This window comes from Sedimenticola selenatireducens DSM 17993 (assembly GCF_000428045.1).
Taxonomy (GTDB): Bacteria; Pseudomonadota; Gammaproteobacteria; order Chromatiales; family Chromatiaceae; genus Sedimenticola; species Sedimenticola selenatireducens.
Genome location: NZ_ATZE01000004.1, coordinates 51,741 through 73,841, shown reverse-complemented (window position 1 = coordinate 73,841; position 22,101 = coordinate 51,741). Strand labels below are relative to the sequence as shown.

Genomic DNA, 22,101 nt, shown 5'->3' with positions numbered 1-22,101 from the left:
GCCGCTCCTACAGCAGCGTAACTTTAGTAGGAGCGGCTTCAGCCGCGAAACATTACTCATAACGAAAAAACCGGGGCTGATTCAGCCCCGGTTTATTATCAGAACCTGGCCTTTTCAGGCCGTGCCCGGATTACTTCATCATCACATTGAACTCCACCCGACGGTTCATTGCCCGTCCCGCCTTGGTGTCGTTACCAAAGGCCGGTTGAGACTCACCGGCGCCACGCGCCTGAAGCTTGCTGGCATCTGCGCCCTGGCTGATCAGGTAATCACGTACCGAATTGGCACGACGCTCGGACAGGCCCTGGTTATAGGCATCAGGTCCCGAGCTGTCGGTATGACCGGTAATGGTAACGGACTTGACAGCATCGTTGCCTTTGAATTTGGCATAGCTGTTATCCAACACATCGGTGGAACCTTCCTTCAGTTCTGCACTATCAAAGTCAAACAGCAGAATGTTGTCGATCACCACCTTCTCCGTCTTGGCCATCGGTTTCATCATGATCTCACAACCATCTTTATCAACCTTAGCGCCCGCTTTGGTGCCCGGACATTTATCCAGATAGTCCGGCACTCCATCGCCATCGGAGTCGAGCGGACAGCCTTTGGCATCCACCGGTGCTCCCCGTGGGGTATCGGGGCACATATCCTTGTCGTCGGTCACGCCATCGCCGTCTGTGTCAACCAGGATAACGTCACCACAAGCCTCAATTTTCTCCTGCAAACCACCTGCGGTTATCCAGCACTCATTTGCACTGTTTTTGACAACGCCCTTGGATGCATCGATCGCATAGCGATTATGGTTATCAGCCAGCCCTGCTGTAGATATCGCCATGCCGCTGATCAAACCCAAGGGGGCCAGCATTGCGATAATTTTTTTGTGTTTGAATTGTGCCATCTTTTCCTCTCTATTATTAACTATGGCGCCTGATGCCCAGACGTCTTCTGCCTTGAAGTTTTGAATTGAACACATGAAGTATGCAGTTACTTCAACCTTGTCCTTTATCGGTTGCGTGTAAGAAGCTTGTCACAGCATCCGTGGAATATCCAGAGTACGAAACAATTTATTACAATTGATAATTTTCTTAATAAAAGCAGGGATATCTACTATTTACAGTTCATCTATACAGATACCCGTGACCCATAACATGCCCCACATATCCATGCTGAGTAAGGCTTTTATAAAGTCCAGTATAGTTGCTTCGGCTGAAATGTCCGGATAAACATACTCCACGGTGCCATCACTAGCCACAGCACTTCTTAAACTTTTTTCCGCTACCGCAAGGACAGGGATCATTTCTGCCGATCTTTGGCGACTCATTGATTTTGGTTTCAGGCAGTACCAATTCGCCATCAACAAAATACCACTCACCATCCACCTTGCTGAAGTTACTGCGCTCGTGGTGATAGCGGATTACCCCTTTTTCTTTAAATCTGGCGATAAACTCCACGACACCTTCGGTGTCCGGTTCCCCACCCCGCTCACTCTCCACAATCTGCAATCCAAGCCACTCGGAATTTTCAGCCCAGCGTCTGGTGGCTTCCACGTCATGATCATCACGATGATCCGGATGCAGACTGCTGCTGAGAAAATCAACTCTCCCCAATGCAAAAGCACAGTAACGTGCTCGCATCAGGTTCTCGGCCGTGACCGCCTTGCGTTCACCATTGATTACGGGACTGCAACAGTCAGCTGCAAGTTTGTTGGAACCACAAAGGCAAAGCGACATCTGAAAAAATCTCCTAATTCATGGACCATTGAATCGTTTAAGTATGCAGTTATCCGGGCTGCGATACCAGATGCGATTAACAGTGTGTGTTTTCCCATCCTGCCGCTTATCGGTTATATTGGGGCCCGTGGGTTCCATGTCAACTTGTCGCAATTGGTCGGCATTTTTCCATGGATAGAATAAATGGCTGACCAGTCAGTTGTTTTGGACAATCAAGAATGAAAAGAACCTACTCTCCTTATATCCTCGGTACGGTGATCCTTATTATCTCGATAGGCATTACGCTGCTGATCGCGATCAATCAAACCAGAAAGCATGAACAGGAGAGTAGAAACCAAACCCTTACCTATCTCAGTACCGTACGCGCCCGGCTGGAAGGCACCTTTAACTCCACTATTTACCTGAACCGCGCCCTGTCGGTAATCATCACCGCGGAAAACGGCATCAGCCAAACGAAATTCAACCTGATCGCTCGCGAACTCATGAACAGCAATCCCTATGTCCGAAATGTGGCTGTAGCGGAGGGGTATGTAATCAAACTCATGTATCCGTTAACTGGAAATGAGAAGGCAGTCGGCCTGGACTATCGAAAAATTCCAGCCCAGTGGAAGGCTGTGAAACGGGCCATCGAAACGCGACAGACCGTCGTGGCCGGTCCCGTCGACCTGGTTCAGGGTGGCAAGGCCTTTATCAACCGGACACCGATATTCAAATCGAGCTTCTCTGCCGAACCAGACTCGGGTGACTACTGGGGCATTACCAGCATGGTGATCGACATGAATGCGGTATTCGAGTCCGCGGGATTGCCCGATACCGGCTCAAAATACCAGGTCGCCATCCGCGGAAAGGATGGACTAGGCGCCGATGGTGCGGTGCTTTTTGGTGACCCCGCGTTATTTGAACAGCGCCCGGAACTGTTGGATGTCACCTTTCCCAACGGTTCCTGGCAACTTGCCGCCATCCCGAAGGGAAACAGCGACATCCTCAGTGAGGATCTCCTGTGGATCATGGTTACCGGTATCATCATATCCCTGCTACTGGCCATCCTGACCACCGTCATCTACAGCAATAATCTTCGTATCAAGCATATCGCGCTGCATGACCAGTTAACCAAATTACCCAATCGACTGCAGTTCAATGAACGGGTTACCCAGGCACTGGCCCACGCCCAACGTAATCAGGGTCAGGTGGCCATTGCCGTTCTGGACCTGAATAAATTCAAACCGGTCAACGACACATACGGCCACCTTGCCGGGGACTATGTATTGGAACAGGTGGCTAACCGAATCCGCAGTACACTGCGTCAGGAGGATGTTGTCGCCAGGACCGGTGGTGACGAGTTCACACTGCTGTTGGTTGAAATCAATTCCATGAAAAATATCAGCGTAATCGCAAGAAAGCTGACCGAGCGTCTGCTGGAGCCCTTTATCTGGAAAGGACGACAGATGAATGTCGGCGTCAGTATCGGGATTGCACTCTACCCCACTCACGGTGAAAATCTTACCGAGCTGTTCCACCATGCAGACATTGCCATGTATCACGCCAAGCATGATCCGGAAACACACTGGGTGCTTGCATCGCCGCCGTCAAACCAGCCTATTGGAGAGCAAGCCACTCTTCCGATCTGAACGTCTTTGCCGGCATCCCGCGGTGGCTGTTTTATAAGCCCAACTCCTTCCAACGCTTTGCTATTCGCTTTATGGAAACCGGATAAGCCGTTTTCAGTTCCTGGGCAAACAGGGAAACACGCAACTCCTCCAGTGACCAGCGGATCTCTTCCAGCCGCTCATCCACTGTGCCGCTCTTACGCTCCCGCTGATCGCGTTCCAACCACATCTGATACAGTGTCTGCATCTCCCGCAGCAGTTGCTGATCACGTGCGGCGGCGTGGTTGAGCTTGTCCAACCGGCGTTGCAAGGCCTCCAGGTAGCGAGGTATCTGGCGTAACTGTTGTATCGGAGTCAGCCTGAAAAAACCCTTGAATACCAGACGGTCCAGTTGTTGGCGCATATCGGCCAGGGAGGACATCCAGTTGATCTGGGTACAGGCGGCCAGCTTTTTTGCGACCTGTTGATACTGTTCGAGAATTTCACCCGCAAGCTGGATCACCGTGTTGGCTGTCGGTACCAGTTGCGGTTTACATAGATTGATACGCGCATTAAACGACTCGGCATCCCTGATCTCCGGCTGATCGGCAACGAATGTCAAATCCACAATAAGCGTTACCAACTCCTGTTCCAGATCGACCGCGTCGGCCTGATCCTGATCTGACAGCACCGGTGCCTTGGCATACTGCAGCCGCATCTTCTGCAGCTGCGGGATATTGCGCCGAATGTAGCGAATATCCTTGGCCAGCCGGAGCATCACCAGTCGTCCCACGCCAGCGCGGTGGGCGTCCCTGGCATGCTGTTCGGAATCCACTACGCGCACGGCCAGCCCCTGTTCCGTCTCCACCAGTGCGGGGAAACCGGGCAGTCTGATCCCGGCGCGTTGCAGCATGACTGATTTCGGCAGCGGAGCGAAGTCCCAGTCGGTCACCTCTTCACGTTCCAGGCCGGTTTCCGTGGAGGAGTGGAAGCGTGACTCACCCTGACTGGCGTGCTGCTTTTTCAGCGCCTGCAGATCACGCCCTTCCGCTATCGGGCGACCTGCTTCATCCAGCACCTGAAAGTTCATTCGCAGGTGCTTTTCGACCGCCGCCTCCTGCCAGGCATCCTCGGGGATATAGACTCCGGTCATCTTATGCAACTGTTCCGACAACTGACGGATCAACGGCTTGTCCGACGGGGTCATCACCTTAAGACAGGCATCTGCATAATCCGGAACCGGCACGAATGATTTACGCAACGCCTTCGGCAAGGATTTCAACAGGGCGATTATCCGCTCGCGCAACAGCCCGGGGACCAGCCAGTCGGTGCGTGCTTCAGGGACCTGATTAAGTACCGCCTGTGGAATCTTCAACTTGACGCCGTCAGTCGGGTCGCCCGGGTTGAAGTGATACTCCAGGGGTAGCCGCAGACCATCCATCTCCAGGGTATCGGGGTACTGATCCGCCACATCGCCGGCCGCATTGGCCATCAGGTCATCCGTTCGCATATGCAACAGCTTGGGCTTCTCCCGAGTTTCCTGACGCAACCATTTTTCAAACTGAACGGCACTGTAGATACCGACCGGTATCCGTTGGTCGTAATAGTCATACAGGGTCTGCTCATCCACCAGCAGATCACGTCTTCGGGTCTTCTCCTCCAGCAGATGAATCGAGTCGATCACCTGTCGGTTGTGGCGCCAGAACGGGGCCCGGGTATGAAAATCCTGATCCACCAGGGCCGAACGGATGAAAATCTCCCGCGCCTCGACCGGATTGATCGGGCCATAATTGACCTTGCGTCGAGGGATAATAGGCAGGCCAAACAGGGTGATACGGGTATAGGCGGCCACCTGTCCGCGCTTCTTTTCCCAGTGGGGTTCGGAATACTCCTGCTTGACCAGGTGCCCGGCGACCGCTTCCACCCACTCCGGCTGAATTCCGGCAACCGTTCTTGCATAGAGTTTACTGGTCTCAACCAGTTCGGCCGCCACCAGCCATTTGGGCTGTTTTTTAAACAGGGCTGAACCGGGAAAGACGAAAAAATGGCTGTTTCTGGCCCCCAGGTATTCCCGGCTGTTACCTGCCTGGCGCATGCCGATATTACTCAACAGACCGCTCAACAGTGATTTGTGTATCGCCTCATAATCCGCCGCTTTTTCATTTTCCCGATAGCCCATTTCATGCAGTTGCCCACGCAACTGATGATGGATATCGCGCCACTCCTGCACCCGGTTCCAGGAGAGAAACCGGCCCCGGCAATGGGCCTGGAACTTGCGCCGGGAGAGATGGTGCTGAATCTCCTCAAGATGTCGCCAGAGATTGAGGGTACCGAGAAAATCCGACTCTTCATGGCGGAATTCCCGATGTGCCTCATCCGCTGCCTGCTGCTTGTCCATCGGACGTTCCCGCGGATCCTGCACGCTGAGCGCAGAAGCAATTACCAGCAGTTCACTCAGACACTGATTTTCCGTAGCGGCCAGCAGCATGCGCCCCACCCGGGGATCGACCGGCAGACGGGACAATGCCCTGCCGATCGGCGTTATCCGCCTATCCGCATCCATCGCCCCGATCTCCTCCAACACCCGGTAGCCATCCCTGATCAACCGGTTGTCGGGCTTATCGACGAAGGGAAACTGTTCGATATTGCCGAAGCCAAGCAGTTTCATCTGCAGGATTACCGAGGCCAGGTTGGTGCGCTGAATCTCCGGCTCGGTAAATTCCGCACGGGCAGCAAAGTCCTCCTCGTCATAAAGCCGGATACAGATACCGGCAGCGACCCGGCCGCAGCGTCCCTTGCGCTGGTCGGCACTGGCCCGTGCGATGCGCTCCACCGGCAAGCGCTGCACCTTGCTGCGGTGGCTGTAGCGGCTGATGCGGGCATAGCCCGCGTCGATGACATAGCGAATTCCGGGGACGGTGAGCGAAGTTTCCGCGACATTGGTGGCGAGAATAATGCGCCGTTTACCTCCACTCCTGAACACCCGTGCCTGCTCGGCAGGTCCAAGCCGGGCATACAGTGGCAGCACCTCGGTCAGGGGCAGTTTGTGCTTGCGCAGATTTTCCGCAGTCTCGCGGATTTCACGCTCGCCGCTGAGAAACACCAGGATATCCCCCCGGTCGATACGCGACAGTTCATCCACCGCTGACAGGATTGCCTGCTGTACGGCATCGTCCCGTTCACCGCCGCTCTCCTCCTGGGGTGGTCGATAGCGCACTTCCACCGGGAAGGTGCGGCCGCTGACGTTAATGATAGGGGCATCCCAGAAATGTTTGGAAAAGCGCTCGGGGTCAATGGTCGCCGAGGTAATAATCAGCTTCAGATCACGCCGTTTCGGCAGCAGCTCTTTCAGATAACCCAGAAGAAAATCGATATTCAGGCTGCGCTCATGGGCCTCATCGATAATCAGGGTGTCATACTCATTCAGATAGCGGTCCTGCTGGATCTCCGCCAGCAACATGCCATCAGTCATCAGCTTGATGTGGCTATTGGGGCCCACCCGGTCATGGAACCGCACCTTGTAGCCGACCGAATCCCCCAGTTCCCTGCCCAGTTCCTCGGAGATGCGGGCGGCAAGCGCACGGGCCGCGATACGCCGTGGCTGGGTGTGGCCGATCCGCCCGAATATCCCGCGCCCCAGGCCCAGGCAGATCTTCGGCAACTGGGTGGATTTCCCTGAACCGGTTTCTCCACACAGAATGATTACCTGGTTTTGCGCGATCAGGTCGGCAATCTCCACCTGTCGTTCACTAATCGGCAGGTCCGCCGGAAAGCGGGGTTCAGGCCGAAGCTGTCGCCGCTGCTCCACCGCCTTCCGGGACTGTTCAAGCCTTGGCCACAGGTGCGCCAGATCGGAATCCAGGGTTTTTCCTTCACGCTGCTTCCTGTGCAAGGTTCTGATTCGCTTGCGCAATGGATGGCGATCCTGAATCAGGCAGCTATCCAGTAATTCAAGCGCGGGGATTGTCGACTCAACCTTCACAACAGCAGTCCGTTTAGCAGAAGAGCGGCTATTTTACAGATTTGTACTGATTGAACACACATCCCCCATACAGGATCCGTCCTGCCCGGAGATATTGATCCAGATCATTTTTTGGGTGAAATGTAGGGAAATACCTAAAGAAACGATCCGGCAAGTCGCAATAAAGAGAGGAAAAATCATCGAATCAACCTTCTCATTATCGAGACAGTGACTGACACAATCCGACATACCCGGGGATCTGTAAATGAAACAAGCCAGTAAAGCCTCTGCCAGTGGTCTCTCCATCAGCACCAAGATTGACCTTGCCCTGATTGTGCTGTTTCTGCTGATCCTGGTGGTCTCCGCCCTTTACCAGTTTAACAGTCAGCGTAACCTGGTGGAGCATCTGGTCATGGACCAGACCGAAACCCTGGCTGATTCCTACTTCGACAACGTCAACACCCTGATGCTGACCGGCGGCATGGCCAACAAGGAGATCTCCCGAAAGAAGGTGACTGCACGCGAAGAGGTGCTGGATGCCCGCATTATACGCGGCGAGGGGATCATCAAGGTTTTCGGTGCCGGCACCGAACAGAACACCATCAAGGATGAACTGGATAAACGTGCCCTGGCAGGTGAAAAAATCGACTCCCTTTATAAAGACGAGAGCGGACGCGTGCTGACCGTCATCATGCCGATGCGTGCGCAAAAGGATTATCGTGGCACCAACTGCCTGCTCTGCCATCAGGTACCCGAAGGTGAAGTGCTGGGTGCCGTGCGGGTGGATTACTCGCTGAAGAATCTTGACAATACGGTACTAAAAGAACTGTGGATGAATATCGGACTCAACTCCGGACTTTTGATTGCCGGGCTCTTGATCATCAGTTTCATCCTGAAAAAACTGGTAGTTTCGCGCTTGCGGCGGGTCACCGATGTGGTTCGCGCCATCGAGCAGCAATCCGATCTCAGCCTGCGGGCCGAGGTTAAGTCCAATGACGAACTCAGCCGGCTGGCGCTTGCCATCAACCTGATGATGGAAAAGTTCGGCTCCATCATCAATCAGGTCAATACCTCCACCCTGAAACTGGCCGAGGAGTCCGGGCACCTCACCGATATCACCACCCAGAGCATCGAAGGCGTACGGCGCCAGCAGTTGGAGAGTCAGCAGGTAGCCACGGCCATGACCGAGATGGAAGCCAACTCCAATGAAGTGGCCAGTAGTGCCGGTAACGCCTCCGAGGCGGCCAATCAGGCCGATGCGGAAGCGCTTGAAGGGGGCAATGTGGTGAACAACGCCATCGCCTGCATCAACACCCTGGCCGAAGATGTTAACCAGGCGTTTGATGTGATCCGTCAGCTGGAGTCGGACAGTGACGGCATCGGCAAGGTAGTGGAGGTGATTACCAATATTGCCGAACAGACCAACCTGCTGGCTCTGAATGCGGCTATCGAGGCAGCGCGAGCCGGTGAACAGGGTCGTGGATTCGCCGTGGTGGCCGACGAGGTTAGAACCCTGGCAACCCGCACACATAAGGCGACCCAGGAGATCCAGAGTATGATCGAGGGGCTGCAGCGCCAATCCCAGAATGCCGCCAACATGATGTCCCAGAGCCAGAAACGGGTGGAAACCAGTGTCGCCGAGGCGGCCCACGCCGGTGATTCGCTGAACAAGATTACCCAGTCAATCAACACCATCAGCCAGATGAATGAGCATATCGCCACCGCTGCCCAGCAACAGAGCATGGTGGCCGGGGAGATCAGCCGGAATATCACTGCCATCAGTGATGTCACCGGACAGACGGCTGATCACTCGGAACAGATCGCCCAGACCAGCAAGCAGCTCTCGGGACTGGCATCAGAACTGAAACAGGTGATGGGACAGTTCAAGGTGTAAGAACTGAACTGCGCCAGGCCTGAGGAAGATATCGGCATATCCTGCGCAACCCGCCCGGTTCTAGCCCGCCAGACTCTCCCGGGTAAGCAGAAAAAACTGCAGGACGCCCTCTTCCCCGTCCAGAGTCACTTCATGGCGATAGGCATCACCCAAACCGTCTGCGTAGGTGTGTGCCGCGGCAAGATTGGCCGCATAATGCTCACGCCGTTGTTCCACGGTAAAACATTGCTCGGGCTCAGCCGGGTTTTCTAGCGCATCATCCAGTGAAAACTCGATCGCCGATTGGGCTTGCTCACGGTGAGTCCAGAGGCCGGTGGGGGAATCGAACCGATATAGAGGTAAAAAGCGATAACCATAATCAGCCACAAACTCCACCGCCTCCAAGAGATAGGCCACCTCCGCCTCGTCAAACAGATAGTGAAAGCCGATCCGGCACCAACCAGGTTTAATGCCACAGTGCCCGTCGGCGATTACCGCCCTGAACTCCTCTGCCCGGGCATCATCGATACCCAACAGTTTGTGCCCATAGGGGCCGGCACAGGAGCAGCCGGCCCGACTCTGGATGCCGAACAGATCATCCAGCAGCGTGGTGATGAAACGCGGATGATAGTAGCGTCCACCCGGTCCTTTGAGATTGAATGAGACGATACCGATGCGCCGCTCCGGATCCGGATTGCCCATGATCTCGATATCGGGATGGTGGCCCCAGCGGTCGAGCGCCCGGCGAATATAGTCCGTCTCGCGCTGCTCGATCACCTCATGCCCCACCGCCTGTTTAATCTGAAACACCAGGGCTGCCTTGAGGGTTTGCAGTATCCCCGGTGTACCGGCATTCTCCCGGGTTTCGATATCCTTGATGAAGTCATGGCTCTCCGGTCCGACATAGTCGACCGTTCCACCACCCGCCACGCTGGGCGGCAATTCGGGATGGTAACAGTGGCGGTTGAACACCAGCACGCCGCTGGCACCGGGGCCACCGACAAACTTATGGGGTGAAATGAACACGGCATCCAGTGAGGCATCCCCGCCCACCTGATCAGGTTCCGGATTCATGTTGATCTCGACATAGGGTGCACTGGCCGCATAGTCAAAAAAAGCCAGGGCATCGTACTGATGTAACAGGGCGGCTATCTCATGCACCGGCGACTTCATGCCGGTCACATTGGAAGCCGCGGAGAATGAGCCGATACGCAGCCGCCCCGTATAGTCCGGCAGTTTCAGCAACCTTTCCAGATCCGCCAGATCGATACCCCCGTCCTCACTCAACCGCACCTCCACCACGGTCGCCAGGCTCTCGCGCCAGGAAACCTCGTTGGAGTGGTGTTCGTAGGGCCCGACGAACACCACCGGCTGGTGCGCGCGGCAATAGTCGGCAAAGGCTCCAGCCTGGGCATTCCCGGCAAAGCCCTGCAACAGTGACATCATGACCTGGCGGCTGGCCGCAGGCAGTTTTACACCCACCAGTTGTTGCATGCGATCAATGGCACCCGTGGCGCCGGTGCCGCAGGCGATGATGCGTCCATCCGGCCCGGCATTAAGCGCCCGTTTGATCACCTGCTCGGCCTGATGCAGCAGTTGTGTGGTGGTGCGACCACTGGTATCGTCCTCCGTATGGCTGTTGGCATACAGCCGCAAAATCCGCTGCAGATAATCCTCGATAAACCGCACTCCCCTGCCCGACGCGGTATAGTCCGCATAGACCATCAGCCGCTCGCCGAAAGGGGTCTGCAGGAGCGTATCCACACCAATAATCTGACTGCGTAAATAGTCTGGTTCCAGCCGTTTCATTCCCATTTCACCCATAACCGTTTTATCTGTACCTATCCTACACTCCTGTGTAGGGCAGTTGTTGCTCTATTAGTTATTTTCCAACCGCCCTGTTCCATTTTGTCGGAACCTGGGTGGTCACTGTCTATACTTCACAGAAGATCGTCAAATTGTTCAGACTGCATCGGGGGTGGGGAAAATGAATATCCAGGACCAGCTTCAGGCAACCATCGAGCTGTTGGTACAGAAAGGCAAAGGCATTCTTGCGGCCGATGAGAGTAGCCCGACCATCGCCAAACGTTTCGATGCTATCGGGGTTGAATCCACCGAGGAGCAGCGCCGCCGATACCGAAGCCTGATCCTGGAGACAGCCAATCTGGGTGATTATATCAGTGGCATCATCCTGTTCGAGGAGACCCTGGAACAACGCGCGGATGACGGCACACTGCTGCCGGAGCTGGCCACACGACAAGGCGTGGTGCCAGGCATCAAGGTCGACAAGGGCAAGGGACCGCTGGCCAATGCGCCAGGTGATGAGATCACCCAGGGTCTGGATGGCCTGGGTCAGCGACTGGAGGGCTATAAGGCACAGGGGGCACGTTTCGCCAAGTGGCGCAATGTCTATCATATTTCGGACAGCACACCGAGCCGACTGGCGATCGAGGCCAATGCCGAGATGCTGGCCCGCTATGCCGCCATCTGTCAGGCACAGGGCATCGTACCCATCGTCGAGCCGGAAGTATTAATGGATGGCGACCACGGCATCGCTCGCTGTGCGGAAGTGAGCGAGGCGGTGCTGCATGCCCTGTTTCACGCGCTGCACCGGCATCACGTGGTACTGGAACACGCGCTGCTGAAACCGAGCATGATCACGCCGGGAAAAAACCATGCACGCCAGGCAAAACCGGATGAGGTGGCCAGACAGACCGTGCGAATCCTGCGCCGCACCGTTCCGGCCGCCCTGCCCAGCATCAATTTTCTCTCCGGTGGTCAGACACCGGAGGAGGCCACTGCCAATCTCAACGCGATGAACTGCCTCACCCCGCAGCCCTGGGAGCTGAGCTTCTCCTACGGACGGGCGCTGCAACAGCCTGCACTGCAGGCCTGGAAGGGTGATCCGGGTAATGTGGCGGCGGCCCAGGACGCACTGTACCGACGTGCCGCATTGAATGGCGCAGCACGGCGCGGTGAGTATCAGTCAACGATGGAATCGGCAGGTGAATAAAGGAAGGGAGCATCCGGGACCGGAGTCAATCTGACGCCGGTCCCGCCACCACGTCAAATCCGGTGGTCAGTCGACCTTCAGGGTATTCAGCGCTTCCGCCCGCCTCTCCAGCTTTTCCAGAATCGCATCCAGTTGCGCCCTCTCCTGTCGGTTCAGAACTGCGATTAACTGCCGCTCCCGTTCCAGCGCGATCGGCACAATTTTTTCATACAACTGCAGACCTTTTCTGCTGAGCTTCAGCGAGGATTTTCGTTTATCCAGCTTGTCGAACGTGCGCAACACCAACCCCTTCTTGATCAGCTTGGTCAACGCCCGACTCATCTGCACCTTATCCAGATTGACATGGCTGCCGATTTCATTGGCCGATTGCGGCGGCCCATTACCCAGATTGGCAATGATGCGCCACTCCTGGGCCGAGATGTGAAACCGACTTGAATAGATCGAGGCAATACTTTGTGAAATATTGTGCGTCAACACAGAGAACCGGTAGGGCAGAAAACTGGCAAGTTTCATGGTAATACCTCGACCCGTGCCGCCGCTTACCCCGGTATATGTCCGGTCAAGGTCTCTTTATACGCCATATCCTTGGCCAGGATATGGGTGATGAGCCAGTCCTTGAGAAAGTCATGCACGCTCTCGGCAATGTAGTAAGCGGAGGCGCCGCCACTGTTGTAAACCATTTCAATGGAGGTCAGCCACTCTTCAAACTGCCGATGCCCCTGTATATGAGCCTCAAGGTCCGCATAGCCGGCCGCCCGCATCATCGCCTCTTCATCCCTGAAGTGTTCCCTGACATAACGTCGCAACTCGGCAAATACGCTGACGATCAAGCCGCCGGTACGCCGCTCCTCTTCCAACTGGTTGATAACCCGGATCAGCACCTTGTGCTGTGCATCCAGCCGGGGCACGCCGACACTGTAACTCTCACTCCATTCCAATCTTGCCATAGTCAGTTCCTTGCTACTGCATAAACGAAGGTAACCAGAGCACCAGGGCTGGGAACAGGATCAGCAGCGTAATCCGCACGACATCGGCCAGCAGAAAAGGTATCACCCCCCGACTGACCGTGCCCAACTTCAAGCCAGGTGTTGTTGCCATAATCACGAACAGGTTCATCCCGACCGGCGGCGTGATAAGACCCACCTCCACCACGGATACCATGATGATACCGAACCAGATCGGATCGAAACCCAGTGACTGGATAAGCGGAAAGACAAATGGCAGGGTCAGCAGCAACATGGAGAGCGCATCCATCACACAGCCGAGCAGGATATAGAAAATGATCAGCATGAGCAGAATGGCAAACGGAGCCCAGCCCAACTCACCCACATAGCCGACCAGCCGATGCGGCAGGCCGGTGGTCTCGACAAAATAGTTAAACAGTGCCGTACCGATCAGTATCATAAAAATCATGCCGCTGGTGGTGGCGGTTTCACCGAGACCGTCGAGAAATACTTCCCGGTTCAGTTTTCGCTTCAGCGCGGCCAGCAGGAAGGCGCCAAAAGCACCGATGGCGGCGGCTTCTGTTGGAGAAAACCAACCCATATAGATACCGCCGATGACCACACTGAACAGCAGCAGAACCGGCCAGACGTTGATTAATGCCTGAATACGCCCGCGCATCCCCACCCGCTCGTCGGCAGGCCCGGCTGCGGGGTTGACCAGGGTCTGTCCCCAGACCGCCAGCATATAGAGCAGCGTGGCGACAATCCCCGGAATAATCGCTGCCGCAAACATCTGCCCTATGGACTGTTCTGTCAGCAGGGCATAGATCACCATAATGACGCTGGGAGGAATCAGCACGCCCAATGTGCCTCCCGCCGCAATACTTGCCGCAGCCAGACCATCATGATAATTGCGCTTGCGCATCTCCGGCATGGCCACCTTGCTCATGGTGGCGGCCGTGGCCAAGCTGCTGCCGCAGATGGCCCCGAAAGCGGCGCAGGCACCGACCGTCGCCATGCCCAATCCACCACGGTAGTGTCCAATAAAGGCATGCACCGCTGCGTAGAGGCTTTTTGAGAGACCGGCTCGGGCGGCGAACACCCCCATCATGATGAACAGTGGTATCACCGATAGGCTGTAGGGAAAGACCGTTTCAAATGGGAGCGATCCCATGACAAAAATAACACTGTCAGGTCCATTGAGAATCAGACCACCAATCGCACCCACCGTCGCCATGGCAATGGCAATGGGCACACGCAATCCGATCAGCACAAACATCACCCCGAAGGCGACTAATCCAATGGCTGTTTCAGACATGGACAGTCACCGGGAAATAATCAGCAATAATCATGACAGGGAACGCTCCCCCAGCAGCGTTTTATAAATCGACTCACCACTCATCATCAGGGAAATCAGACTGGACAAGGCACAACCGTAGATCACCGGGACCCAATACCAGACAATTGGAATGCCGATTGTCTGGGAAACATCGCCATACTCCATCTGCATGCTTGCATGATTAAAACCAAACCAACCGAACGCCGCCATAATAACGGTACCCAAAAAGGCTGCCAGAGCCGAGATAGCGGCCCGTCCGCGATCACCGAATTTATCGGTGAAGATGGCGACCGCGACATGGCTGCGAGTGATAAAGGCGTAGGGAATGGACAAGAAGGCGGATGACAGAACAAGCAGCTGAACAATATCGATCGTACCCTGATAAGTGAAACCGAACAGCTTTCTGGCCAGGATATCGGCCGTGGTGGTAAATACAGCGCCCAGCAGCAGTATCATGCCACTCCAGGCCGACCATTTGCTGATCTGTAGCAGAGCGCGGTTCATTCGTTGAAACATAGTAACCTGTGCGTCGGTTTGAGCGGATGTGGTGATGGACGCCGCCCATCACCACAGCTGCAACTTACTTGCCTTCAAATTCGGCGACATACTCCTGAGCTTTCTTGTAAATTTCGCGGGCATCCTTGACACCCTGCTGCTCAAGGCTGGCGAGATACTTATCAATCACCGGTGCCAGGCGCTCCCGCCACTTGTCCCGCTGTTCATCGGTCAGGCTTGCTATCTCATTACCCTTCTTGACAGCGGCATCCAGGCCTGGCTGGTCCCACTGGTTCCACCAGTCTCCGAACTTGTTTACCAGGGTCTGTCCGGACATCTCATCAATCACCTTTCTGACATCCTCCGGCAGGGACCTGTACTTTCGCTCATTCATTACAAAATAGAACGATGTGGTATACGCCTTGGCGTCCAGATGGTAGTTCAACGGTTCGTAGAGCTTAAAGCCGTTCACCGCCTCCCAGGGAAACACGGTACCGTCTATCACGCCCTTCTCAAGGTTTTCATACACCTGGGTGGGTGGCATGCCGACAGGAGACGCACCCAGCTCTTCCAGCATCATGGAGATGGCGAGGGACGGTGCACGCAACCGCAATCCATTCAGATCCTCCATGGTGGTCACTTTTTTGCCGCGCGTATGGATCAGGCCGGCATTGTGCGCATGCAGCGCCAGCACCTTCACACCCTTGTATTCATCCGTCAGGTGATCCGGATAGAGTTTCCACAGGGTTTTACTCGCGGCATCGGCACTTTGAACCAGAAAGGGCAAATCGATAATCGAAGTTTTGGGAAGGCGTCCCCGCGGGATTCCGGAAAGACCATGTGCGATATCCACCACCCCGGCACGCGCCTGGTCCATCTGTTTGGCTACATGACCAAAGGATGAACCCGCCGGAAAAATCTGCACCTTCACCTGTCCGTTGGTGCGTTCTTCCAGCTCTTTGGCCCAAGGCTCCAGGAAATCCCGCTGAATCGGATGTGTCGATGGAAGAAAATGACTCATCTTGAGTTCAATCGGATTTGCTGCAGATGCAGCAAAACTGGTCAGAGTGGCCGCGATCAACAAGCCGGCTGTTATGGTTCTCTTTATCATGTGCATCCCTCCTCCAGGATCTGCTTGTCAAATGAACTTAGTTGCATATGCAACCTTTGTCAACAACAACAATCCACCAAAATAAAAGGGGTAATGCCGAACTATATCGACATAAAGATAGCTGGCCGCAGGTGCCAAGTGAGCAAACCCGCCGGTTGCTGCATGACGAAACAGGCCCTGCCGGACACCCAAAACACCAATGCCGCACTATCAGGATTGGCGTATCGATTGATCAGGCATCGGCTTTATTGATCTCACCAAGCTGACTGACTGCCTGTTGAAAACGCGCATCGATATCTGCCCGGTCCCCCTTGTTCCGGGCAGATTGAGTTGCCGCCGCATGAACGGCATCGGCATGCCGCCTCAAGACGCTGCGCTGCTGTTGATCAGAGAGTGTTGATGCAACGTCTCCGATCACCTCCAGCATGCGTATCATTACCGCGACGTGGCGGCTACCGGCCTGTCTGATCTGATTAAAAGCGATATCGGCAAGGCCTTCAAACTCCACCGCCTTTACCAGTATCCGGGGTTTTCCTCCAGTGTCCCGCCATATTCGTGGCTGTGACCCGCGCATTGCAACCAGTGCAATCCCCGAGCCAAGTTCCTCCACACATGACATTGCGGTGAATGGGTCGTTTATTCCCGGTGACAAAGCCCGTACGCCGATTTCAACAAGTTGTTGAAACGCAAACTCGATATCCTGAACCAGGGTACGTTTATTGCCAAATCGAAACGCATCTTGCAGGAGGACCAACTGATCCACGGGCACGCGTTCACGAGGGTACACTTCAAACAGGGGGGTACCACGAATGACGAACGCCCCCGGGCGATGATACAGCCGGATCAACAGATCATGTCGCTGTGCCCACTCCAGCAATTCCGCCTCTTCAATAGCCTGCAGAATACCCCGGTCACGCGCCGCTATAGGCATGGACGAGGAATCGATCATATCCATCAGGCGCTGCCATTCGGTTTCCTCGGACAATCCTGTCCCGGATCGCGCAGGCATCAGTCGCGTAACGATGAGTTCAAGTTCATTGCGTACATTGGCAATTATTCTGCTGGCATGGATGCTGTCGGCAATGTGATGAATAAAGAATATCAGCGTACCCACACTGAACAGTGCGAACGCCATGGCGGCGGTGGTGCCAAGCTGTGGCACGAAATTTCCCGCAACATCCGATTTCACAGAACGCAATATCAATATGCAAAACACAAAACAAGCCAGAAAAACGCCCAACGCAACCTGGTTATTGCGGTCGCGCATAAAATTGTAGATCAGACGTGGTCCAAACTGGGAACTGGCGAGCGTCAAAACCACAATAGTCATGGAAAATGTCAGGCTGACAATCGTGATCATGGCGGTGGCAATGGTGGAGAGAATCACCCGAGCAGATTCCGCCGTGCCCAGGAACAGCCAGGATGAGCGGGATGTCTGATCAAACGGGTAACGGTGATCGGCGACGATCAATAACGATGCCAACCCTATCGACAGCGCTACAATAACAGTTGGCAAAAACCAGTAACTGGAGCGCAACTGATCCCAAAGCTTGTAGAGCCGGGTATTTTTTAACGGTCCCACATGAGCCTCGGCTCCCGATAGATACCGGCATTCAGCCGGTGACAATAAACAGTGGTCTTAAGCACTTACCCGACAGGTTCAGCTACCCGGCCAATCGCCTTAACACAAAGTGTAATATTCCCCCATTTTCGTAATAGGCGAATTCATTGGGTGTGTCGATACGAATTTTTGCCTTGAAACTGATCATACCGCCACTTTCCCTGCGGGCGGATACCACAACCGATTCCTGGCCCTCGGTGATAGCGGGAATTGAAAAATATTCCGTGCCTTCCAGATTGAGCACATCGGCAGATTCCTCCGCCCTGAACTGCAGTGGCAAAATCCCCATGCCGATCAAATTGGAACGATGAATACGCTCGTAACTCTCGGCGATCACCGCCTTGACCCCCAGCAACGCCGGACCCTTGGCCGCCCAGTCGCGGGACGAACCGGTACCGTACTCTTTGCCGGCAAGCACAATGAGGGGTGTCTGCGCTTCTTTATATCGCTCTGCTGCATCAAATATGGAGAGCTGTTCTCCGGATGGGAAGTGGGTGGTCCAGCTACCTTCCGTTCCCGGCGCCAGTTGATTCTGTAGACGGATATTGGCAAAGGTACCGCGCATCATCACCTCATGATTGCCCCGTCGTGACCCATAGGAGTTGAAGTCCTGTGGTGCCACCCGGTGAGCCTGCAGATAGCGTCCCGCCGGGCTGTCGACAGCGATGGCGCCAGCCGGTGAAATATGGTCGGTGGTGATACTGTCGGCCACTTTCACCAGGCAACGGGCATCCTCTATCGAGTTCACGCCTGGACGCTTTTCTGCAATACGCTCAAAGAATGTAGGTAGTCGTACATAGGTGGAATCCGACCAGGCATAGCGTTCACCGGTCTCAATCGGCAGATTGTTCCAGATCTCATTCCCGGTGTAGACATCCTGGTATTTCTTCCTGAACATCTCCGCATCCAGCGAACCGGCCATCACTTGCTGAATCTCGCTACTAGCCGGCCAGATATCCGATAATGTCACCGGCTTGCCTTCGGGACCATGACCGATGGGGTCGTTATACAGATCGACATTCATGTTGCCGGCAAGGGCGTAGGCCACTACCAACGGTGGAGATGCCAGGTAGTTGGCTCTGACCTCCTGATGTATCCGCCCTTCAAAATTGCGATTGCCGGAGAGCACCGAGGTGACCAGCAGATTGCCGGCATTGATTCCCTGACTGATCTCTTTGGCCAGCGGTCCTGAATTACCGATACAGGTGGTACATCCATAACCGACCAGATAGAAGCCCAGCGCCTCAAGTTCCTCCATCAGGCCGGCACGTTGCAGATAGTCAGTTACCACCTTGGACCCAGGGGCAAAACTGGTCTTGACCCAGGGTTTGGCTTTTAATCCAAGCTTGCGTGCATTTCTTGCCAGAAGACCCGCAGCCACCAGAACGGCCGGATTGGAGGTGTTGGTACAGCTGGTAATGGCGGCAATCACCACGGCACCCTGTTCAAGATTGAAGGTCTCCCCCCGATAGGTGACTTCAACCGCACCGGAATCGCTCGGCGGGTGTCCACCCTCTTCATCAAAATCGGTTACATCGGCGGTGGCGGGTGCCTGTTGTCTGTGCTCCGAAAGAAGATGCAAAAAGCTGGCCTTGGCTTCAGTCAAGGGGATTCTATCCTGTGGCCGTTTGGGCCCGGCAATGGAGGGCACCACTTCCGACAGATCCAGTGTCAACAAAGCGCTGTAGTCCGCCTCAGGCGTATCCGCATCGTGCCACAACCCCATCCTGCGCGTGTAACTTTCCACCAATTGCAGCGTATGTTCATCCCTGCCGGTCAGTTGCAGGTAACGAATGGTCTCGGCATCTATCGGAAAGATGCCGCAGGTGGCGCCGTATTCCGGTGCCATATTGGCAATTGTGGCGCGGTCGGCAAGTGACAGGTTTGCCAGTCCGTTGCCAAAAAACTCAACGAATTTCCCCACCACACCAAACTGGCGCAGACGCTCGGTCACCGTCAACACCAGATCGGTGGCGGTTGCCCCTTCCGGCAGTTTTCCAACCAGCCGGAACCCCACCACCTGGGGTATCAACATGGTTATCGGCTGACCAAGCATGGCGGCTTCCGCCTCGATCCCCCCCACCCCCCATCCCAGCACACCCAAACCGTTGATCATGGTGGTGTGGGAGTCTGTTCCCACCAGGCTGTCCGGATAGGCCAACTGTTCGCCGTCACACTGCTTTGTAAAAACCCCGCGGGCGAGATATTCGAGATTAACCTGATGCACAATACCGGTACCCGGCGGCACCACACTAAAATTCTCAAAGGCCGTCTGGCCCCAGCGCAGAAACTTGTAACGCTCAAGATTACGCGATATTTCAATTTCCGTATTTTGGTTCAACGCTTCCGCCGTGCCGAAGTGGTCCACCATCACCGAATGATCGATTACCAGTTCCACCGGAGAGAGCGGATTGATACTGGCGGGAGAACCACCCAGTTCGACCATGGCGTCACGCATCGCCGCCAGATCCACAATGGCCGGCACACCGGTAAAATCCTGCAGCAGCACCCGGGACGGAACAAAGGCGATCTCCTGTGTTGGTTCGGCCTGTGGATCCCAATTGGCAAGGAACTCGACATCTTCATCCGTCACAAAGATCTCAGACCCGTGCCGCAGCAGGTTTTCCAGCAATATGCGCAGTGAAAAAGGCAGCCGCTCAATTGCATACCGCTTCTGTAGCTGGTCAAAAGGATATATGGTGTAATCTGTTTGCCCGACCGTCAGCGTTACGGCCTGCTTATACGAGGTACTCATCTCCTCAAGTCTCCCTGGTCTGAATTTGAAATGCTGCAGTCACCGCAGCCGGCTGTATAGTCAGAAAATGTTCCGATACTGTCGTAAAGTTTAGCAGCTGATTGAACGGCGCCGGGTCGCGTGCAGAAAAAGAGCCAAACCAAATAGAGACACGAGTACGATCACAACCGGGAATCGCCATGCCTTGCCAGATCGAAAGGCGGGATACGCCTGCATTATTAAAATTTGCTCCGGGCTGGAAATCCCAGATGCTAAGATAGGACTGAGATGCAAGAAATTGAAGAAAAGCAAGCACACCCCGCTCCCGCCCTGTTGACACTGGGCTGGAGGGAGTGGCTCATCCTGCCAAAACTGGGCATTCCACATATCAAGGCCAAGGTGGACACGGGCGCCCGTACGTCGGCGCTGCACACATTCTTTATCGACCCTTACAAGGAGCGTGGCCGGGACCGGGTGCGCTTCGGTGTTCACCCGCATCAGAGAGATCGAGAAACGGCGATCATCTGCACGGCGGATCTGCTTGATCAGCGGATGGTAACCGATTCGGGCGGGCATCGTGAAAATCGCTATGTGATAGAAACCGAAGCGATCATCGGCTCACTTAGCAAACAGATAGAACTGACATTGACCGATCGGGATACGATGCTGTTTCGGATGCTGCTGGGTCGCACAGCACTGCGCGGCGACTTTCTGGTCGACGCCGCACGCTCTTATCAGGCCGGCAAGCCGGACAACCCTTTATCAGAATAACCAGGAAACCGCCGAATGAAAATCGCCATACTGTCACGCAATGCCAAACTCTATTCCACCATGCGACTGGTGGAAGCAGCCAAGGCACGCGGACATCAGGTACGAGTGATCGACCCGTTACGTTGCTATATGAACATTACCTCTCACCGGCCATCCATCCACTACAAGGGCGAAACCCTGGATGATTTCGATGCGGTGATCCCGAGAATCGGTGCCTCCATCACCTTCTATGGCACCGCCGTACTGCGTCAGTTCGAGATGATGGGGGTCTACCCGCTGAATGAATCGGTGGCTATCACCCGGGCCAGGGACAAGCTGCGCTCGGCACAACTGCTGGCACGCAAGGGCATAGGGCTGCCGGTCACCGGTTTCGCCCACTCCCCCGACGACATCAATGACCTGCTGACCCAGGTCGGTGGCGCACCCGTTGTGATCAAACTGCTGGAGGGCACCCAGGGAATTGGCGTGGTGCTGGCTGAAACTCACAAGGCCGCTGAGAGCGTTATTCAGGCCTTCATGGGGCTCAAGGCCAACATCATGGTCCAGGAGTTCATCGGTGAATCAAAAGGCTCCGACCTGCGTTGCCTGGTGATCGGTGACAAGGTGGTGGCATCAATGAAGCGCCAGGCGCGGGAAGGTGAGTTCCGATCCAATCTGCATCGCGGCGGCTCGGCCACCCTGGTTCGCATCACCCCCGAGGAGCGCTCCACCGCGGTTCGTGCCGCGCGGGTCATGGGGCTCAATGTCTGTGGTGTTGATCTGCTGCGCTCCAATCACGGCCCGGTGGTGATGGAGGTGAACTCCTCACCCGGTCTGGAAGGGATCGAGAACGCTACCAACAAGGACATCGCCAATACCATTATCGAGTTCATCGAAAAAAACTGCCGCCCCTATCACACCAAAACACGAGGAAAGGGCTGAAT

General features: G+C 55.2%; 16 protein-coding genes. 5 read left to right on the top strand and 11 right to left on the bottom strand.

Features of this window, described 5'->3' with window-relative positions:
* Window positions 1-130: 130 nt before the first annotated feature.
* Both A3GO_RS26660 and A3GO_RS0104600 read right to left on the bottom strand, forming a co-directional pair.
* Window positions 131-898, bottom strand: a complete 768-nt coding sequence (locus A3GO_RS26660; RefSeq protein WP_051301835.1) for an OmpA family protein — start codon at window positions 896-898, stop codon at window positions 131-133.
* Between the two features lie 346 nt (window positions 899-1,244).
* A complete protein-coding gene (locus A3GO_RS0104600) occupies window positions 1,245-1,730 on the bottom strand; it encodes a YchJ family protein (RefSeq protein WP_029132404.1) in 486 nt (161 codons plus the stop codon).
* A gap of 218 nt (window positions 1,731-1,948) precedes the next feature.
* Here A3GO_RS0104600 and A3GO_RS22540 point away from each other — a divergent pair, with 218 nt between their 5' ends.
* Window positions 1,949-3,358, top strand: a complete 1,410-nt coding sequence (locus tag A3GO_RS22540) for a diguanylate cyclase domain-containing protein (RefSeq protein WP_037374687.1) — start codon at window positions 1,949-1,951, stop codon at window positions 3,356-3,358.
* Between the two features lie 31 nt (window positions 3,359-3,389).
* Here the strand turns inward: A3GO_RS22540 and hrpA are convergent, their stop codons facing one another.
* On the bottom strand, window positions 3,390-7,298 hold the full coding sequence (gene hrpA, locus A3GO_RS0104590; protein ID WP_245621664.1) for an ATP-dependent RNA helicase HrpA: 3,909 nt from the start codon (window positions 7,296-7,298) through the stop codon (window positions 3,390-3,392).
* A gap of 244 nt (window positions 7,299-7,542) precedes the next feature.
* Between hrpA and A3GO_RS0104585 the strand changes: the two genes are divergently transcribed.
* Entirely contained in the window at window positions 7,543-9,171 is a 1,629-nt protein-coding gene (locus A3GO_RS0104585) for a methyl-accepting chemotaxis protein (protein ID WP_029132402.1), read from the top strand.
* A gap of 60 nt (window positions 9,172-9,231) precedes the next feature.
* Here A3GO_RS0104585 and A3GO_RS22535 read toward each other — a convergent pair whose 3' ends face one another.
* Window positions 9,232-10,959, bottom strand: coding sequence for an aminotransferase class V-fold PLP-dependent enzyme (locus A3GO_RS22535; protein WP_169720361.1), 1,728 nt, complete (start codon window positions 10,957-10,959; stop codon window positions 9,232-9,234).
* Window positions 10,960-11,137: 178 nt separating this feature from the next.
* Between A3GO_RS22535 and A3GO_RS0104575 the strand changes: the two genes are divergently transcribed.
* Window positions 11,138-12,163, top strand: a complete 1,026-nt coding sequence (locus tag A3GO_RS0104575; RefSeq protein ID WP_029132401.1) for a class I fructose-bisphosphate aldolase — start codon at window positions 11,138-11,140, stop codon at window positions 12,161-12,163.
* 66 nt (window positions 12,164-12,229) lie between these two features.
* Here A3GO_RS0104575 and A3GO_RS22530 read toward each other — a convergent pair whose 3' ends face one another.
* The 7 genes from A3GO_RS22530 to acnA all read right to left on the bottom strand — a co-directional run bounded on the left by A3GO_RS22530 (window position 12,230) and on the right by acnA (window position 20,428).
* Window positions 12,230-12,676, bottom strand: coding sequence for a MarR family winged helix-turn-helix transcriptional regulator (locus A3GO_RS22530; RefSeq protein ID WP_037374686.1), 447 nt, complete (start codon window positions 12,674-12,676; stop codon window positions 12,230-12,232).
* A gap of 26 nt (window positions 12,677-12,702) precedes the next feature.
* Window positions 12,703-13,110, bottom strand: coding sequence for a bacteriohemerythrin (locus A3GO_RS22525; protein WP_051301833.1), 408 nt, complete (start codon window positions 13,108-13,110; stop codon window positions 12,703-12,705).
* A 13-nt stretch (window positions 13,111-13,123) separates the two neighbouring features.
* A complete protein-coding gene (locus A3GO_RS0104560) occupies window positions 13,124-14,425 on the bottom strand; it encodes a TRAP transporter large permease (protein ID WP_029132400.1) in 1,302 nt (433 codons plus the stop codon).
* A gap of 30 nt (window positions 14,426-14,455) precedes the next feature.
* Complete coding sequence (locus tag A3GO_RS22520; RefSeq protein WP_051301832.1) at window positions 14,456-14,950, bottom strand: TRAP transporter small permease; 495 nt, start codon at window positions 14,948-14,950, stop codon at window positions 14,456-14,458.
* A gap of 76 nt (window positions 14,951-15,026) precedes the next feature.
* Window positions 15,027-16,052 carry a TRAP transporter substrate-binding protein gene (locus A3GO_RS0104550; RefSeq protein WP_245621663.1) on the bottom strand — a complete coding sequence of 342 codons (1,026 nt, stop codon included), beginning with the start codon at window positions 16,050-16,052 and terminating at the stop codon, window positions 15,027-15,029.
* A gap of 232 nt (window positions 16,053-16,284) precedes the next feature.
* A complete protein-coding gene (locus A3GO_RS22515; RefSeq protein WP_037374685.1) occupies window positions 16,285-17,634 on the bottom strand; it encodes a DUF2254 domain-containing protein in 1,350 nt (449 codons plus the stop codon).
* An 82-nt stretch (window positions 17,635-17,716) separates the two neighbouring features.
* On the bottom strand, window positions 17,717-20,428 hold the full coding sequence (acnA, locus tag A3GO_RS0104540; protein ID WP_029132398.1) for an aconitate hydratase AcnA: 2,712 nt from the start codon (window positions 20,426-20,428) through the stop codon (window positions 17,717-17,719).
* A 267-nt stretch (window positions 20,429-20,695) separates the two neighbouring features.
* Between acnA and A3GO_RS22510 the strand changes: the two genes are divergently transcribed.
* The gene (locus A3GO_RS22510) at window positions 20,696-21,178 is read left to right on the top strand and encodes an ATP-dependent zinc protease family protein (RefSeq protein WP_051301830.1); all 483 of its coding nucleotides are present in this window, start codon (window positions 20,696-20,698) and stop codon (window positions 21,176-21,178) included.
* 15 nt (window positions 21,179-21,193) lie between these two features.
* Window positions 21,194-22,099, top strand: coding sequence for a 30S ribosomal protein S6--L-glutamate ligase (gene rimK / locus A3GO_RS0104530; RefSeq protein ID WP_029132397.1), 906 nt, complete (start codon window positions 21,194-21,196; stop codon window positions 22,097-22,099).
* Window positions 22,100-22,101 lie beyond the last annotated feature (2 nt).